The organism is Streptomyces ipomoeae 91-03 (genome assembly GCF_000317595.1).
Lineage (GTDB): Bacteria > Actinomycetota > Actinomycetes > Streptomycetales > Streptomycetaceae > Streptomyces > Streptomyces ipomoeae.
Genome location: NZ_AEJC01000055.1, coordinates 1 through 15,910 on the forward strand (window position 1 = coordinate 1; position 15,910 = coordinate 15,910).

The following is a 15,910-nucleotide window of genomic DNA, read 5'->3' on the forward strand; positions in this document are numbered from 1 at the left end:
CCGCGGCTGAGGCAAATATGGGTGTTTTTACGTTCCATTACCTAGGAGACGAGGAGGTCGGTGTCGATGGTCCTCGCTCTGACTGTGTGCGGGTCGGTGATCGCGCTCGTGGTGGTGGGACTCTTCGTCTTCGGACTGCGCCGGAGACTCATCCAGCGCTCCGGCGGCACCTTCGACTGCAGTCTCCGCTGGAACACCCCGGAGAAACCGGAGAAGGGCGAGGAGAACGGCAAGGGCTGGGGCTACGGTGTCGCCCGCTACAACGGCGACCGCATCGAGTGGTACCGCGTCTTCTCGTACTCCCCCCGCCCCCGCCGCGTCCTGGAGCGCTCGGCGATCGAGGTGGCCGGTCGCCGCACCCCTGAGGGCGAGGAGGAGCTGGCACTGCTCTCCGACGCCGTGATCCTCGCGTGTCTGCATCGCGGGACCCGTCTCGAACTGGCGATGAGCGAGGACGCGCTGACCGGTTTCCTCGCGTGGCTGGAGGCGGCGCCTCCGGGGCAGCGTGTGAATGTCGCCTGACCAAGGTCTTGGTGGCGCCCTCGGCACGCCGCGGTTTTGCGAGAGCGATGGTTGCTGGTCGTGGTGTGGGGTGGTGTGGGCGAGCGGACTGCTGGGGATGCGAGCCGCCACATCAGCCGGTGCCGCGGACGGCACCGGCTGATCGGGATCCAATTTCTCCACCGGGGGTGCCCATCGCGGTATGTCGGCGTGAGCCCCGGGCTCCTGCAGTAAAGCCGCAGGTAGTCCGACTGCCGCATCCCCCGGCGAGAATGGGCGGCCCACCGGTTGAATCCATTCCAGTAATCCACTCGCGGTGCGACGGCCGCAAGGCTCTTGGCATATGTCACCCGTATGGCCCAGCTGTGATTGCCGCTTCCGGTGCCGAGGAGCCGTGTTGAAAAGCACCGCTTCCACCGACGAGGACCCATCTGCTGTATGCCGGTGCGAATGTGTCAAGTGCGCGCTGTCGCAGGCCAGTTGACTCACTCCGGGGGTTACGGCGCCGAGTCCGTGGCCGGACGCTTCCAGGATCTTCAAGGGACAAGGGAGACTCCTCATGGTCGCGAGCCGGGTCACCGGCAACACCGCTTCCGGTCTCGGCGGCGGGATTCACGCGGCCGAGTGCGCCGGGCTGACCGCGGACGGGGGACTGGTCACCTTCGGCACCTCGGTTCTCGATGACGCCGCCTCGTCCGTCGGAGGTATCGCCAACTTCGGCAGCCCCCTGCGACTGCTGACGGCGACACCCGTCGTCGAAGGTGGCGTTCACCCCGGAATTAACCCGATCGGGTGATTCGGTCAACTGGGCCTTGTCACTCGATTGGATAAGTGGGTCACTGAGAGTGTGAACCGGCGGGCTGCCCATCCCCGAGCCGGGGGAACGCTCGGACAGGCAGCATTCGCCGGTTTTTCCTTGCCCAGGAGAGACAGCGGAGACCGCTGTGCAACCCGCCCGTGCTCACGGGCGGCAGTGCCGGACAGTTCACCCCGGGCGCGGCAGTAGCGCTGAGTGGCGCCTGCCGCAGCGGAAGGGGTCGGGAAGAGACCGACACGCGCAGCTGTGGGCGGCGATCCCGCCTCTGTGGCGCGACAGCCAGTTGCTGACCCGTTCCTGCCGGTTCCTCGCATGTCCCCATCAACGAGCGAGGAGTGTCCTCATGCCTATCTCTCCGAATCAGGGTTCCACCGGGGGCGGCACCCTGGTGACCATCACGGGCACCAACCTGTCCGGCACCAGCGCGGTGAAGTTCGGCAGCAAGTTCGCCACGAGCGTCACCAACGTCTCCCCGACCCAGGTCACCGCCGTCTCTCCCTCGGGGACCGGCGTGGTCGACGTCACCGTGACCACCCCGGGCGGGACCAGCAACCCGGTGTCGTACTTCTACGTCGCCGCTCCCTTCAAGTCCTCCCTGGGCACCACCTCCGGGCCGACCGCCGGCGGCAACACCATCACCATCAACGGCACCGGCCTGTCGACGGCCACCAGTGTGGCCTTCGGCCCCAACACCGCCACCCCGACGGTGAACAGCGACAGCTCGCTCAGCGTCACCGTGCCCGCGGGCACGGCCGGGCCGGTGGCGGTGAGCGTGACCACCGCGGGCGGCACCAACAACGGCCTCACCTACACCTACATCGAGGTCCCCACGGTCGGCACGGTCAGCCCGTCCTCGGGACCGACCTCCGGGGGCACGGCGGTGACCATCACCGGAACCAACCTCGACAGCACCAGCTCGGTGACCTTCGGGGGCACTCCGGCACCGTTCTCGGTGGTCAGCGCGACCACGCTGTCGGCCGTCACCCCACCCGGCACCGCCGGAGCGGTCGACGTGGTCGTGACCAACCCGGCCGGTTCCGCCACGGCCACCGGCGCCTTCACCTACGTCGCCGGCCCCGGCATCTGACCGGTCCGACGCCTCCGTGACAGGGAGGCGAGGAAAACTCCGTCCGGGCGGCAGTCCCCCCTCCGCCCGGACGGGCTCTCCCCACAACCCGGCCATGACGTGGTCACACGCGTCATCGGTCGCCCAGTCCCGTATGAAGGAGCAACAGCCCATGGCTGCCCCTGTGGTCTCTTCGATCAGTCCCAACCAGGGGCCGGTCTCGGGCGGTACCACCGTCACCGTGATCGGCTCCGGTTTCACCGGAGTGCTGACCGTCCGGTTCGGAAACAAACCCGCCACGTCGTTCACCGTCGACAGCAGCACCCAGATCACCGCGGTGGCCCCCTCGGGCGTCGGAACCGTGAACGTCACCGTCACCACGTCCCAGGGCACGAGCGCCCAGGCGGCGCTCTTCACCTATGTCGCGGCTCCCTCCCTGACGGGCCTGTCGCCGAGTCAGGGCCCGGTCGCCGGGGGGACGACGGTGACGCTGACGGGCTCGAGTCTCACCGGTGCGACGGCGGTGCGTTTCGATGGGGTGGCGGCCTCGTTCACGGTCGACAGCAGCATCCAGATCACCGCGGTGGCCCCCGCGCACTCGGCCGGCGTCGCGGCCGTCACGGTGACCACCGCGGGCGGTACCAGCAACGCCCTCGCCTTCACCTACATCGCCGTTCCCTCCCTGACGGGTGTGTCGCCGAGTCAGGGCCCGGTCGCCGGGGGGACGACGGTGACGCTGACGGGCTCAAGTCTCACCGGTGCGACGGCGGTGCGTTTCGATGGAGTGGCGGCACCCTCGTTCACCGTCGACAACAGCACCCAGATCACCGCGGTGACCCCCGTGCACTCGGCCGGCGTCGCGGCCGTCACGGTGACCACCGCGGGCGGTACCAGCAACCCCAACGACCCCGGCGCGTCCTTCTTCTATGTCGATCGGCCCACACTGACCGCTCTCGCGCCGCCCTCGGGTCCCACGGCGGGCGGCACCGCGGTGACACTCGCCGGCAACAACCTCCTCGGTGCGACGGCGGTGCTGTTCGACGGGATGGCGGCGGCCTCGTTCACCGTCGACTCCGCCACGCAGATCACCGCGGTGGCCCCGAGCCACGCCGCCGGTTCCACGGCGGTCACGGTGACCACCCCCGGCGGCATCAGCAACTCCCTCGGCTATGTCTTCCTCGATGTCCCCGTGCTGGTCTCGCTCGTGCCGGACGAGGGCCCGACGCACGCGGGTACGGTCGTGACGCTGACCGGCGGCAATCTCACGGCCACCACCGGCGTCCAGTTCGGCGCCGTCTCCGCGCCGTTCACCGTGTTCTCCCCGACGCAGATCATCACCGTCGCTCCGGCTGGCCCCGCCGGACCGGTCTCCGTCACGGTGACCACACCCGCGGGCACCAGCAACGGCCTGACGTACACGCGCGCTGCCGCGCCCGGCGTCTGATGCGCCGCGAGTCCGCGATGACGTCCTTCCACGCCGCCGTCATTCATGCCGATCAGTCCGTCACGTACCACGGCACGGTGGACACGCACCACCTGCGGGCCGTGCGTGCCATCGCCGCCCTGCCCGACACGCCCCGCCATGTCGTCGAGCATCCGCGCCGTCCCGGCTCGGTGTTCGTCCTGCGCGAGGACGGAGACCTGGAGTGGTACCGGCCCGTCGAGACCGCCCGGACTCCGGCACGCCCGGGTGACCCGGCGCCACCCGTCCCGGGCCCGGAGCAGCGGGGACCAGGGGCCCGAGCGGTCGACGAGGCGGTCCGGTCAACCGCCCAGGACCCGGGGACCTCGTGGATCGCCGCCGCGATCCGCTTCGGTGACGGGGCGATCGGCGGTCCGATGGACACCCCCCGCAACCCTCCCCGGGTGGTGCACCACACCACCGAGTCCCCGGCCGGCGGGAAGTACCTGGAGGCGGTGGCGTCCTACCTGATCAGGGTGGCCGCCGAACCGCACCTCATCTACTGCCCGGTCACGGACCGCGTCGGACAGTTCGGCCCCTTGGGCCACTCGGCCCGCGCCCTGCGCAACGACGGTCCCCGTCGCACCAACCGCGAAGGCCTGGTCTGCGTTCAGATCGAGGTACTCGGTCGCGCCGCCGAGCCGTGGACCGACGGCTGGGACCCTCGGGACAAGCCCGGATGGCAGCGGATCCTCGCCGCCATCCGTTCCTGGGGAGTGCCGGACAGGTGGCCGGCGGGCCCTCCCGTGCCGTACGACGGGGATCCGGCACCCCGTTCACGTTCCGTGTGGCAGTCCGAGGGCGGACACTTCGGCCACTGCCACGTCCCCGGCAACGACCACGACGACCCGGGAGCCATCGACACGGCGAAGGTTCTGTCCGTGGGAGCCGGGTCCCGGCCGCGGGTGAGTCTCGCTCGTGTCGTCGCGGCCGCCAGGACGGATCCCCCGGCGCCCGACGGCCACCGCACCCACCCGACAGACGTCCGGCTGGTGGAGGAGGCGCTCGCCGCCGAAGGTCTGCTGGAGCGCGGGTATGTGGACGGCTCCTTCGGCACCAGGACCATCGAGGCCTACGCCGCCTGGCAGCGCAGCAGGGCGGGCGGCTCCTACCGTGGCCGTGACGCCGACGGAGTGCCGGGCCGGGCTTCCCTGACCCGGCTCGGCGACAGACACGGGTTCACCGTCATCGCATGACCGCATGACCGCGCGGCGACCGCGCATGGCCGCCGCCCGCGTCCCGAGCACGCGGCGAAGCCGGGGAGGCAGGAGGGACCATCTCCCCGGCGGGGGCGTCGAGGCCTCGGCCCGCGGTGAGGTACCGGGGCCGAGGCCGGGCGTCAGCCCAGTCCGTTCCGCATCGCGGTGACGAGCTCGCCGTTCGCGGTGTCACCGCTGAACTCCCAGAAGAACGCGCCGCCGAGGCCCTGGTTCCTGGCCCAGGTCATTTTCGTACCGATGGTGGCGGGGGTGTCGTACGACCACCAGTTGCTGCCGCAGTGCGCGTACGCCGTGCCCGCGATGGTGCCGGTGGCGGGGCAGGAGTTCTTGAGGACCTTGTAGTCCTCGATGCCCGCCTCGTACGTGCCGGGGGCCGCGCCGGTGGCCGTGCCGCCGGGGGCGGACTGGGTGACGCCGGTCCAGCCGCGGCCGTAGAAGCCGATGCCGAGCAGCAGCTTCGGGGCCGGGACGCCCTTCGACCTCAGCTTGGCGATCGCGTCGGCCGAGTCGAAGCCGGCGGTCGGTATCCCGGAGTACGAGGTCAGCGGGGAGTGCGGGGCGGTCGGACCGGTGGCGGCCCAGGCGCCGAAGTAGTCGTACGTCATCACGTTGTACCAGTCGACGTACGCGGAGGCGCCGCCGTAGTCGGCCGCGTCGATCTTGCCGCCGGAGGAGCCGTCGGCCGTGATCGCGGCGGTGACCAGGTAGTTCGAGCCGAACTCGGCGCGCAGGGCCTGCATGAGGTTCTTGAACGCGGTGGCACCGGATGTGTCGCAGGTCAGACCGCAGGCGTTCGGGTACTCCCAGTCGATGTCGATGCCGTCGAAGACGTCCGCCCAGCGCGGGTCCTCGACCACGGCCTTGCAGGACTTGGCGAACGCGGCCGGGTTCTGCGCGGCCTGGCCGAAGCCGCCCGAGTAGGTCCAGCCGCCGAAGGACCACAGCACCTTGATGTGCGGATACTTCGCCTTCAGCTGGCGCAGCTGGTTGAAGTTGCCGCGCAGCGGCTGGTCCCAGGTGTCGGCGACGCCGCTGACGGACTGGTCGGCGGTGTACGCCTTGTCGGTGGCCGCGTAGGCGTCGTCGAGTACGCACTGGCCGTTCTTGACGTTGCCGAACGCGTAGTTGATGTGCGTGATCTTCGACGCGGAGCCCGAGGTCACGAGGTTCTTGACGTGGTAGTTGCGGCCGTAGACGCCCCACTCGGTGAAATAGCCGAGGTTGACCTTCGAGGCGGGGTTCGGGGTGGTGCCGCCCGTCGTGCGGACGGCGACCGCGCCGCTCACCGGGCCGGTCTGGTCGGCGGTGTCGCGGGCCTGGACGGTGTACGAGTAGTCGGTGCCGGCGGTCAGGCCGGTGTCCGTGTACGAGGTGGTGGTGACGGTGGCGATCTTGGTGCCGCCGCGCAGGACGTCGTAGTTCTTGACGCCCTTGTCGTCGGTGGCCGCCGGCCAGCTCAGCCTCACCGAGGTGTTGGTGATGTCCGAGGCGGTCGGGGTGCCGGGGGCGGAGGGCGCGGCGTCACCGGGGACGCTCGGGCCGCCGTCACAGCTCGCGCCGTTCAGCTTGCAGTTGGCCGGGGAGCCTGAGCCGCTCCCGTTGAAACCGAAGGAGACGGAGGCGCCGGGGACGAGGGTGCCGTTCCAGGACTTGTTCCTGGCGGTCCAGTGGGTGCCGGAGGAGGTGACGTCGGCGTCCCAGGCCGAGGTGACGGACGTTCCGGAGGGGAAGTCCCACTCGACGGTCCAGGAGCTGATGGTGGTGGTGCCGGTGTTCTTCACGGTCCACTTGCCTTCGAAGCCGGAGCCCCAGTCCTGGGTCTTGGCGTAGGTGGCGGTGGCCGTCGAGGACGCGGCGGCGGCTTGGGTGGGGGCCGCGAGGCCGGCGAGGCCCGCGAGGGGGAGCAGCAGCGCGGCGAACCCGGCCGCCGCTCTGTGTTTGAAGCGCATGTGCGCCTCCTTGTGTGGGTGGTGGCGTTTAGTCGTGGGCATGACAGGCCGGTCGAATGGTCGCGGGCATGACATGCCGCGGTGTCGCGAGAATAGAAAGGTCTGGACCAGGGGTCAATGGGTCTGGACCACTCGCCCCCGGCCGTTCCGTCCCAACCGATCGCTCGCGTCTACACGCCCAACTCCTGTGCCAGCACCGCCGCTTGGACCCGGCTGCGCAGATCCAGTTTCCCCAGCAACCGGCTGACATGGGTCTTCACCGTCGCCTCGGCCATGTCCAGCCGCTCGGCGATCTCCGCGTTCGACAGCCCCTCGCCGAGACAGGAGAGCACCTGTCGCTCGCGCCGGGTGAGCGAGTCGAGCACGGACGGGTCGGCCGTGGGCTCGCGTACCGGCTTGGCGGCGAACTCGGCGATCAGCCGCCGGGTGACCGCCGGCGCGATCAGGCCCTCGCCGCGCCCGACCGTCCGCACGGCCGCGATCAGGTCCTTCGCCTCCGTGTTCTTCAGCAGGAACCCGGCGGCACCGGCCCGCAGCGCCCCGAACACATACTCGTCGAGGTCGAAGGTGGTCAGCACGAGCACGTCCGCCAGCCCTTCCGTGACGACCTGTCGGGTCGCCGACACCCCGTCCAGACGCGGCATCTGAACATCCATCAGCACCAGGTCCGGCCGTAGCTCCCGGGCCAGCGCCACCGCCCGCTCGCCGTCGGCCGCCTCGCCGACCACCTCGATGTCGGGCGCGCTGCGCAGGATGAGGATCAGCCCGGCCCGTACGGCGGACTGGTCCTCGGCGACGAGCACGCGGATCATATGGGTTCTCCTTCGACGACCGGCGCGTGGATCGTGTGGACCATGTGGCCATCCCTTTCCGGGGCAGGCGCGTACATCACGCGGGTTCCCCCTCCACCACGGGAAGGGTGGCGCGTACGGCCCAGAGCTTGCCCCCGTCGGACGCCGGATCCACCGTGGGGCCCGCCTCGAAGATGCCGCCCAGCAGCGCGACCCGCTCCCGCATCCCGACCAGACCGGCGCCGGAACCGGGCGCGCTCGGCCCGTCGCGGTCGCCGTACGGGCTGGTCACGGCGATGTCGAGGGAACCGTCCGACTGCTGCAACACCACCGTGATCCGACCGGGGCAGGCGTGTTTGAGGGCGTTGGTCAGCGACTCCTGGACGATGCGATAGGCCGCCAGTTCGACCGGTGCGGGGAGGGTGCCGGCGTGGTCGGCGTCGAGCGTGACGTCGAGGCCGTTGGTGCGGGCGCCTTCCACGAGCGCGCCGAGCCCGTCGAGCGTGGGCGCGGCGGCCGGCTCGGTGTCGCCGCTCGAATCCCGCAGGATGCCGATCAGCCGGCGCATCTCCGCGAGCCCCTCGACGCTGTTCTCGCGGATGATCCCGAGGGCCTGCCTGGAAGTGTCCGGGTCGTCGAGGGAGAGCGCGGCCGTGGAGTGGATCGCGATCGCGGAAAGGTGGTTGGCGACCATGTCGTGCAACTCCCTCGCCATGCGCGCCCGTTCGGAGGCCACGGCCTGGGAGCGGTCCATCTCGGCGAGCAGCGCGGTCTGTTCGGCCCGCAACCGGGCGGCCTCGGCGGCGTCGCGGTGGTTGCGGACGATCCAGCCGGTGGCGGCCGGCATGAAGCCGACCAGGCCGATGACCACGCCGACGAGCAGCGCCTCCGGCTGCCACCAGACCGCGACGGGGACGATCGTGGCGGCCACGGTCAGCAGCCCGGTGATCCACGGCACCCGGCGGGCCGTGGCCGGCGGACCGTACACCACGGCCGCGTACACCAGGTCCGTGAACATCAGGACCGTGAGCATGTTGCCCTGGGTGACCGTGTCCACGGTGAGCGCGGCCCACCCGATCAGCAGGGCCGTACGCGGCAGGATGCGGCGCAGTGCCTCGCAGCCGGCCGTCACGACCAGCGGCAGCAGGATCCACCAGCGGCCGTGGAGCAGCACGATCTCCTCGTCGGCCGGGCGGGTGGCGAGGCCGAGGCCCCACAGCAGCAGCCCGCCGAGCAGTCCGGCGAGGGCGACGGATACGTCGAAACGGTCGGGGCGGGGCAGCATGGCGGCCATGACCCCATCCAACACGCGGCGGGCGCCCGGCGCCTGATGCCCGCGGACGGTCCTGGACTGCATCTTTCGATGTACCGCGCTTTCGTCACCGCCGACGACGAATCCGGCGCCGGGCGCCGGGAGCCTGGGAGGGCGACCGAGAGGAGCCAGTCATGATCGTCGCGTTGATCATCGCCTGCGAGGTCGGCTTCTGGGTGCTGCTGGCGCTGGCCCTGGCCGTCCGCTACCTGCTGAAGTGGCGCCGGACGAGCGTGGTGCTGCTCCTGTGCGAGCCCATGCTGGAGCTGGTGCTCTTCGTGGTGACCGCGATCGACCTGAAGAACGGCGCCGAGCCCGGCTGGGAGCACGGCCTCGCGGCGCTGTACATCGGCTTCACCGTGGGCTACGGCCACTACACGATCCACTGGCTCGACGGCCACGCCGCGCATCGCCTGGGCGGCGGGCCCAGGCCGCCGACCCCGCCGAAGTACGGCAGGGCCAGGGCCCGGCACGAGGGCAAGCTGTGGCTCCGTACGGTACTGGCGGCGGCCGTCGCGCTGGCACTGCTCCAGGGTGCCGTCTGGTACGTGGGCGGCGACGGCGACGTCGAGTCGCTGAGGTCGTTCCAGGGGGCGGCGCTCAGGGCCGCCGGGATCCATGGGCTGGTGGCGTTGGCGTACCTGATCTGGCCGAAGAAGGCACCGGAGGGGGAGAAGGACAGCCCGGAGCGGGAGCCCGCGAAGCTGCCGTAGCGCCGTTCCGAAACCGCGGGCCGTCCGCGGCCGGTCGCTCCCGTGCGGCGGAGCCGCATATGTCACAGCCCCGCGCCCCTTGAGGGGCGCGGTACCGCACCGGCGTCAGCGGTCTCCGCCCGGCACCCACAGCACGTCCCCGACCTCCTTGTTCGCCGTCCTGGCCAGGATGCCGCGTTTTCCGGGGGGCGACCCCCGGGCCCCCGGCCGGGGGTGGGTCTTGTCAGCGCTCGCCGCCAGGGACCCAGAGGACATCGCCCACGTCCCTGTTCGCCGTCCTGGCCAGGATGAACAGGAGGTCGGAGAGGCGGTTGAGGTAGGTGGCCGTCAGCGGGTTCATGGTCTCGCCGTGGACCTCCAGCGCCGCCCACGTGGACCGCTCGGCCCGTCGTACGACCGTGCAGGCCTGGTGGAGGAGGGCCGCGCCCGGGGTGCCGCCCGGGAGGATGAAGGAGCGGAGCTTCTCCAGCCGCTCGTTGAAGCGGTCGCAGTCCGCCTCCAGCTTGTCGACGTAGAACTGCTCGACGCGCAATGGCGGGAACTCAGGGTTCTCGACCACCGGCGCGGACAGATCGGCGCCCACGTCGAAGAGGTCGTTCTGCACCCGGGTGAGGACCTTCACGATCTCCTCGTCCAGCCCGCCCAGCGCGATCGCCGTCCCGATCACCGCGTTCGCCTCATTGGCGTCCGCGTACGCGGCGATCCGCAGATCCGTCTTGGGCACCCGGCTCATGTCCCCGAGATTCGTCGTGCCCTTGTCGCCGGTCCTGGTGTAGATACGCGTCAGATTGACCATGTGGCCAGCGTAGTTACGCCCCCGCCGTCCCGACGACCGGGCGGGACCGTTGAGCGAGGAGGCGCTCCGGCAAGCCGTACGAGCCCCCGAACGCGCGCCTCCGGTGTGATCTCCGTCGGATGAGGCGTGACTCGCGTTACTAACCGGTCACACGGCCCCTCACGAGCGCTAGTGTCCGCCGGAGAGGCTCCCCGACTCTCGGCTCCTCCCCACTCTCGGCTTCTCCCCTGCTCTCGACCTCGCTCGAGCGGGAGCGGCCCCCATGAGCGGGAGGGCGGCCCCATGAGTCGGGGGGATCCCCATCATCGACAGCGCGTACCAGGGAGTCGCACAGTGGCACGGAAGCTCGCCGTCATCGGAGCCGGGCTCATGGGATCCGGTATCGCCCAGGTGTCCGCGCAGGCGGGCTGGGACGTCGTCCTGCGCGATGTCACCGACGAGGCGCTGGACCGTGGCATCGGCGGCATCCAGGCGTCGTACGACAAGTTCGTCGGCAAGGGCAAGCTGGCGGCGGAGGACGCCGAGGCGGCGCTGGCGCGGATCACCGCCACCACCGACCTCGACGCCGTGGCCGACGCGGACATCGTCGTCGAGGCCGTGTTCGAGAAGCTCGAGGTCAAGCACGAGATCTTCCGGTCGCTCGACAAGCTCGTACGGGAAGACGCCGTGCTCGCCTCCAACACCTCCGCCATCCCCATCACCAAGATCGCGGCGGTGACGGAACGCCCGGAGCGGGTCGTCGGTACGCACTTCTTCTCGCCGGTGCCGATGATGCAGCTGTGCGAACTGGTCCGCGGCTACAAGACGAGTGACGAGACGCTCGCCACGGCACGCGAGTTCGCCGAGTCGGTCGGCAAGACCTGCATCGTCGTCAACCGCGACGTCGCCGGATTTGTGACGACCCGTCTCATCTCCGCGCTCGTCGTCGAGGCCGCCAAGCTCTACGAGTCGGGCGTCGCCACCGCCGAGGACATCGACCTCGCCTGCAAGTTGGGCTTCGGCCATGCGATGGGACCGCTGGCCACCGCCGACCTCACGGGCGTCGACATCCTGCTGCACGCCACCAGCAACATCTACACCGAGTCCCAGGACGAGAAGTTCGCCCCACCGGAGCTGATGCGCCGGATGGTCGACGCCGGTGACATCGGACGCAAGAGCGGACAGGGCTTCTACAAGTACTGAGAGCCGACCACGCGTCATGGAGGTCACTCCGGACGCGTGTTAACGCATGAGCCTCCAGGGCCTCACCCCTTGAGGTGAATTCGGTATCGGTTCGCTCACAGACGGCAACCTGGTGGTGTCAAACGCCGTCAGACGTTGCATCACCCACATCACGGAGTACGAGACGCACTCACGGGGAGCGCTTATGTACATCAGGGGCGACCACGCCGAGCTGGTCGTCGGGGGCCGCCTCGACGTACGCAGCGCGGCGGACGCCCGTACGGTCCTGCACTCGGCCGTCGACGACGGAGCCGGCGACCTGGTGCTCGACCTGTCAGAGCTGGACTCCTGGGACGCCACCGGACTCGGCGTGATCATGGGAGCCCACCGGCGGGCGGGACGGTGCGGACGGCGGCTGGTGCTGCGCGGTGTACCACCGCAGATGCAGCGGCTGCTCGTGGCCACACGACTGCACCGGATCCTGGCGATCGAGGGTGGCATCGGCCTGGAGTCACTGCCTCGCGTGTGAACGAGGGCCCCACGTGTGAACGGGCCCGATGGATCTTCGGCGCGATGGTGAACAAGAAGGCGGGTTCGTTCGTATCCCGGGTCGGGGCCCGATCGTGCCCCTGAAGGGGCGCGGGGCCGTGACACCGTGCGGCTCCGCCGCGAGGGGGGTCCCCCCGTTCGTGCGAAGCCGAGAGTGGGGGAGCGATCAACCACAAAACACCCTCAGCTTCTCAACGGCCCCGTAAGCGGAACGCTCCGTGCAATCCTCACGAGACTGTGATGTGTCGGGCGGCGCGGCACCCCGGACTGTCGGAGATACTGTGCGAAGGTTTAGGGTTCGGCTGCCCGCTGCCAGCAACCCTCGAGCGGGTTCCGGACCAGAAGCGACAGCGCGGTGTGCGGCCAGGCCGGGAGGGGCTCCAGCACACGAGACGCTTTTGGGGGGCTAGAACTTATGGACCCGATGAACCGGGGACCCGAAGAGTACGGCCATGACGACGGACAGGCGCACGCCAAGCGTCCACCACGGGATGCGCTGGCGCAGGACTTCGCGCCGCACACACCCGCGCTCGCCCGCACCGTCCAGCTCGTCTCGGGCGACTTCCTGCTCACCGTCAACCCCGTCGACGGCAGTGAGATAGAGAACTGCCCGCCGGGCGAACTGCCCGGCCGACCTGAGAAGCACGCGTCCGCCGAACGCGACCGGGCCGCCCGGCCGCCCGTACCGCCGGGCCCCTCGCTGCCCCGGCTGCCCCTGCTCCAGCGCGACGACGAGAGAGAACGGCTGGTACGGCTCCTCGCGCGTGGCCGCTCCGTCCGCCTCACCGGCGCCGCCGGCTCCGGCCGCACCACGCTCCTCGACGCCGTCGCCGAGGACTGCGCGGACCTCGCGCCCGACGGTGTCGTACGGCTGAGCGGTCACCGGCGTTCGCCGGGCGACCTGCTGTACGACCTGTTCGCGGCCGTGTACAGCGCGCCCCTGTTCCGGCCCACGCAGGAGCAGATCCTCGACGTCGTACGGGACATCGGCGCGGTCGTCGTCCTGGACGACCTGGAGTTCGGCGGGGCCGCGCTCGACGAGCTGCTCGACGCGACCCCCGAGTGCGCCTTCCTGCTCGCCGCCACCCCCGACGTACCCCTGCCGTCCGCCGACGCGCCCCTTGAGGAGATCGTGCTCGGCGGCTTCGACCGGGCGGGCAGCCTGGAGCTGCTGGCGCGGGCCGTCGGGCGGGACCTCACCGAGGAGGAGGTGAACTGGGCGGGTGACCTGCTCTTCGAGTCCGAGGGGCTGCCGCTGCGGTTCACCCAGGCCGGGGCGTTGCTGAGGCAACGGGACCGGCTGCGGGCCGGCGCGGACGCCGTCGACGAGTTCGGCGTCTTCGCGGACGCCCCGCCGGTCGACCCGCCCTACGACACCGCCGCGGACGACCACACGGTCCCCCTGCCGTCGCTCGCCGAGGGCGCCGCGCCCGCCGCACTGCTCGCCCCCCGGCTCAACGAGTCCGCGCGCGAGACCCTGCGCTTCGAGGTCGCACTCGGCGGCGACGTCCCGCATCCTGCGCACCGTTCCGCCCCGGTGGGCGACACCCACACCGACTCTGCCCTCGGTAAACTCCGCGGCTGTGCCCTGGTCACCCCGGTCGGCGCCCGCTACCGGCTCGCGGCCGGGGTGCGGACCCAGCTGGAGGCCGCCGGGTACGCCGACGACATCAAGGAACGCGCCCGTACGGCCGCCCAGCACTACGCCTGGTGGGCCGGGCACCCCTCGGTCACGCCCGAGCGGGTCGCCGCCGAGGCGGACGCCGTGCTCGCCGCGCTCACCGTGATCGGGACGCCGGCCGAGCCGGCCGGGGAGGGCGAGGAGAGCGTCGCGGTGCGGCTGGCCCGGCAGGCGGCGCCCGCGTTCGCCGCGGGGCTGCACTGGAACGCCTGGGACCGGGCGCTGCACGCCGGCGCCGAGGCGGCCCGGCTCGCCGAGGAGACCGGCGACCAGGCGTACTTCCACCACGAGCTCGGCGTCCTCGCGCTCTGCCTCGGCGAGCTGGACCGCGCCCGTGCCGAGCTGGAGGCGTCCATCGCGCTGCGCGGCGCCCTCGCCGACAAGCGCGGCACGGTCGCCGGCCGCCGCGCCCTCGCCCTGGTCGCCGACCGCTCCGGGGCCACGCCGCCCGGCGGGCGTACGGCGGCGGGGGAGGAGGTGCCGGACGCCCGGCACGAGGAGTCGGCGTCACCGCCGGGCGGCGTGCCCTCCGGGTATGTACCGACGGGCTTCGCGTCCATGGGTGCCCCCGCGACGACCGGTGCCGAGGCGACGCTGGTCACCAACCGCCCCGGCGCCGTCTCACCCGCCCCCGGGGCCGGCGGCCTCAAGGGCGTCGTCCTCGGCGCCCGGCGCAACCTCGCCGCCGTCGGGGCCGGTGCCCTCCTCGCCGCCGTCCTCGGCACCGTCGTGACCCTCGGCGCCACGTCCGACAACAACACCGACACCCCCTCCGAGAAGATCGGCGTCAACCCCTCCGTCAGCGAGGGCACCGACAACGGCCGGCTCGGCGCGGAAGAGCCGAAGAAGAACCCCGACAACAACGACCCCGGCGTGCTCCCGGAACCGACGGACCCGGGGCCGGACGGCACGTACGGCACGGCGGACGACCCGACGCCCACCGATACGGCGGGGCCGTCGGACGACGCCAAGCCGTCGCCCTCGGACCCGTCCACTTCGTCGGACGGCGGGACGACCAGTGGCTCCACGGGTGGGTCCACGGGCGGTACCGACGGCGGGACGACCGGCGGAACCACGGGCGGTACCGACGGCGGGACCAGCGGGGGAACGACAGGCGGGACGACCGGCGGAACCGCGGACGGCGGAACGACCGGCGGGACCACGGACGGCGGAACGACGGACGGCGGGACGACCGACGGAACGACCGGTGGTACCGACGGCGGGACCACGGACGGCGGGACGACCGGCAGTACGGATGGCGGGACCACGGACGGCGGGACGACCGACGGAACGACCGGCGGTACTGACGGCGGGACGACCGACGGAACCACGGGCGGCACCTCGTCGCCGTCCGACAGCATGTCAGCGAGCGCTCCGGAGAGCAGCGGCGAAGCCACTCCCGGCGAAACGACCGCCTGAGACTCACGTCGGCGCAAGCGGGCCCAGGTCGGGTTGGGGCCGTCGTCGAAGGTGAGCGCGATGGTCTTGTCCGGCACGGACTGGGTCTGGGCCGCGCCACCGCGGAAGGTCAGGATCGGTCCGCCTTCGAGGATGTCCTCGGGTACGTCACTGGAGCCGGCGCCGGTGCGCACGCGCTGGTCGCCGCCGACCTCGGCGCGCAGATAGCCGTCGAGCAGCATCACGCAGGTCAGTCCGAGCAGAAGCAGCAGGGCGAGGATCACCCGGGGTTTCTGCAGGGCGGCGGCCTTGCCGGTGGCGCGTTGGAGCTTGGAGGGGGCGCGTCGGCGGCCTCGGCGCGCGGGTGTCGTCGTGGTCATGGGGTGCTGCGCTCCCGTCAGTTGGCGGACGCGGACGGGGACGGTACGGCGGTGGGGGCGCCGGAGGGCGGGGTGCCGCCGGGGGCTCCGTTAGGGGCTCCGGACGGGATGCCC

The 15,910-nt window shown here is 71.2% G+C and carries 13 protein-coding genes and 1 pseudogene; 9 read left to right on the plus strand and 5 right to left on the minus strand.

The window, feature by feature from the left end; all coding sequences use genetic code 11:
* The first annotated feature begins 66 nt into the window (after positions 1 to 66).
* The 5 genes from STRIP9103_RS02770 (at position 67) to STRIP9103_RS02790 (ending at position 5,042) form a co-directional block, all read left to right on the plus strand.
* Positions 67 to 522, plus strand: coding sequence for a DUF2550 domain-containing protein (locus STRIP9103_RS02770; RefSeq protein ID WP_048819572.1), 456 nt, complete (start codon positions 67 to 69; stop codon positions 520 to 522).
* Between the two features lie 538 nt (positions 523 to 1,060).
* Positions 1,061 to 1,297 (plus strand): hypothetical protein, encoded by a 237-nt coding sequence (locus tag STRIP9103_RS02775; RefSeq protein ID WP_009297235.1) that lies wholly within the window; start codon positions 1,061 to 1,063, stop codon positions 1,295 to 1,297.
* Positions 1,298 to 1,661: 364 nt separating this feature from the next.
* Positions 1,662 to 2,405, plus strand: a complete 744-nt coding sequence (locus STRIP9103_RS02780) for an IPT/TIG domain-containing protein (protein WP_009297230.1) — start codon at positions 1,662 to 1,664, stop codon at positions 2,403 to 2,405.
* Positions 2,406 to 2,556: 151 nt separating this feature from the next.
* Positions 2,557 to 3,828, plus strand: a complete 1,272-nt coding sequence (locus STRIP9103_RS02785; RefSeq protein WP_009297225.1) for an IPT/TIG domain-containing protein — start codon at positions 2,557 to 2,559, stop codon at positions 3,826 to 3,828.
* On the plus strand, positions 3,828 to 5,042 hold the full coding sequence (locus tag STRIP9103_RS02790; RefSeq protein ID WP_009297222.1) for a peptidoglycan-binding domain-containing protein: 1,215 nt from the start codon (positions 3,828 to 3,830) through the stop codon (positions 5,040 to 5,042). Before STRIP9103_RS02785 ends, STRIP9103_RS02790 begins: the two co-directional genes overlap by 1 nt.
* A 143-nt stretch (positions 5,043 to 5,185) precedes the next feature.
* Here the strand turns inward: STRIP9103_RS02790 and STRIP9103_RS02795 are convergent, their stop codons facing one another.
* From STRIP9103_RS02795 to STRIP9103_RS02805, 3 genes are all read right to left on the minus strand, one after another.
* The gene (locus STRIP9103_RS02795; protein ID WP_009297223.1) at positions 5,186 to 7,015 is read right to left on the minus strand and encodes a glycoside hydrolase family 18 chitinase; all 1,830 of its coding nucleotides are present in this window, start codon (positions 7,013 to 7,015) and stop codon (positions 5,186 to 5,188) included.
* 170 nt (positions 7,016 to 7,185) lie between these two features.
* Positions 7,186 to 7,827: a response regulator gene (locus STRIP9103_RS02800; protein ID WP_009297228.1), complete on the minus strand. Its 642-nt coding sequence runs from the start codon at positions 7,825 to 7,827 to the stop codon at positions 7,186 to 7,188.
* Positions 7,828 to 7,903: 76 nt separating this feature from the next.
* A complete protein-coding gene (locus STRIP9103_RS02805; protein ID WP_048819574.1) occupies positions 7,904 to 9,100 on the minus strand; it encodes a sensor histidine kinase in 1,197 nt (398 codons plus the stop codon).
* 152 nt (positions 9,101 to 9,252) lie between these two features.
* Between STRIP9103_RS02805 and STRIP9103_RS02810 the strand changes: the two genes are divergently transcribed.
* Positions 9,253 to 9,831 (plus strand): hypothetical protein, encoded by a 579-nt coding sequence (locus tag STRIP9103_RS02810; RefSeq protein WP_009297236.1) that lies wholly within the window; start codon positions 9,253 to 9,255, stop codon positions 9,829 to 9,831.
* Positions 9,832 to 10,054: 223 nt separating this feature from the next.
* Here STRIP9103_RS02810 and STRIP9103_RS02815 read toward each other — a convergent pair whose 3' ends face one another.
* Complete coding sequence (locus tag STRIP9103_RS02815; protein ID WP_009297227.1) at positions 10,055 to 10,627, minus strand: cob(I)yrinic acid a,c-diamide adenosyltransferase; 573 nt, start codon at positions 10,625 to 10,627, stop codon at positions 10,055 to 10,057.
* 333 nt (positions 10,628 to 10,960) lie between these two features.
* On the opposite strand from STRIP9103_RS02815, the gene STRIP9103_RS02820 reads away from it, so the two are divergent.
* The 3 genes from STRIP9103_RS02820 to STRIP9103_RS02830 all read left to right on the plus strand — a co-directional run bounded on the left by STRIP9103_RS02820 (position 10,961) and on the right by STRIP9103_RS02830 (position 15,437).
* Complete coding sequence (locus tag STRIP9103_RS02820; protein ID WP_009297220.1) at positions 10,961 to 11,809, plus strand: 3-hydroxyacyl-CoA dehydrogenase family protein; 849 nt, start codon at positions 10,961 to 10,963, stop codon at positions 11,807 to 11,809.
* Between the two features lie 184 nt (positions 11,810 to 11,993).
* Complete coding sequence (locus STRIP9103_RS02825; RefSeq protein WP_009297239.1) at positions 11,994 to 12,317, plus strand: STAS domain-containing protein; 324 nt, start codon at positions 11,994 to 11,996, stop codon at positions 12,315 to 12,317.
* Positions 12,318 to 12,752: 435 nt separating this feature from the next.
* Positions 12,753 to 15,437: an ATP-binding protein gene (locus STRIP9103_RS02830; RefSeq protein ID WP_048819575.1), complete on the plus strand. Its 2,685-nt coding sequence runs from the start codon at positions 12,753 to 12,755 to the stop codon at positions 15,435 to 15,437.
* 22 nt (positions 15,438 to 15,459) lie between these two features.
* Here STRIP9103_RS02830 and STRIP9103_RS51150 read toward each other — a convergent pair.
* Positions 15,460 to 15,796, minus strand: a pseudogene (locus STRIP9103_RS51150) (polysaccharide deacetylase/glycosyl transferase); the annotation flags it as partial.
* Positions 15,797 to 15,910 lie beyond the last annotated feature (114 nt).

Bases quoted from the DNA above. Each gene is read 5' to 3' on its own strand.
- STRIP9103_RS02770 (WP_048819572.1), top strand. From the start codon at position 67: ATGGTCCTCGCTCTGACTGTGTGCGGGTCGGTGATCGCGCTCGTGGTG.
- STRIP9103_RS02775 (WP_009297235.1), top strand. From the start codon at position 1,061: ATGGTCGCGAGCCGGGTCACCGGCAACACCGCTTCCGGTCTCGGCGGC.
- STRIP9103_RS02780 (WP_009297230.1), top strand. From the start codon at position 1,662: ATGCCTATCTCTCCGAATCAGGGTTCCACCGGGGGCGGCACCCTGGTG.
- STRIP9103_RS02785 (WP_009297225.1), top strand. From the start codon at position 2,557: ATGGCTGCCCCTGTGGTCTCTTCGATCAGTCCCAACCAGGGGCCGGTC.
- STRIP9103_RS02790 (WP_009297222.1), top strand. From the start codon at position 3,828: ATGCGCCGCGAGTCCGCGATGACGTCCTTCCACGCCGCCGTCATTCAT.
- STRIP9103_RS02795 (WP_009297223.1), bottom strand. From the start codon at position 7,015: ATGCGCTTCAAACACAGAGCGGCGGCCGGGTTCGCCGCGCTGCTGCTC.
- STRIP9103_RS02800 (WP_009297228.1), bottom strand. From the start codon at position 7,827: ATGATCCGCGTGCTCGTCGCCGAGGACCAGTCCGCCGTACGGGCCGGG.
- STRIP9103_RS02805 (WP_048819574.1), bottom strand. From the start codon at position 9,100: ATGGCCGCCATGCTGCCCCGCCCCGACCGTTTCGACGTATCCGTCGCC.
- STRIP9103_RS02810 (WP_009297236.1), top strand. From the start codon at position 9,253: ATGATCGTCGCGTTGATCATCGCCTGCGAGGTCGGCTTCTGGGTGCTG.
- STRIP9103_RS02815 (WP_009297227.1), bottom strand. From the start codon at position 10,627: ATGGTCAATCTGACGCGTATCTACACCAGGACCGGCGACAAGGGCACG.
- STRIP9103_RS02825 (WP_009297239.1), top strand. From the start codon at position 11,994: ATGTACATCAGGGGCGACCACGCCGAGCTGGTCGTCGGGGGCCGCCTC.
- STRIP9103_RS02830 (WP_048819575.1), top strand. From the start codon at position 12,753: ATGGACCCGATGAACCGGGGACCCGAAGAGTACGGCCATGACGACGGA.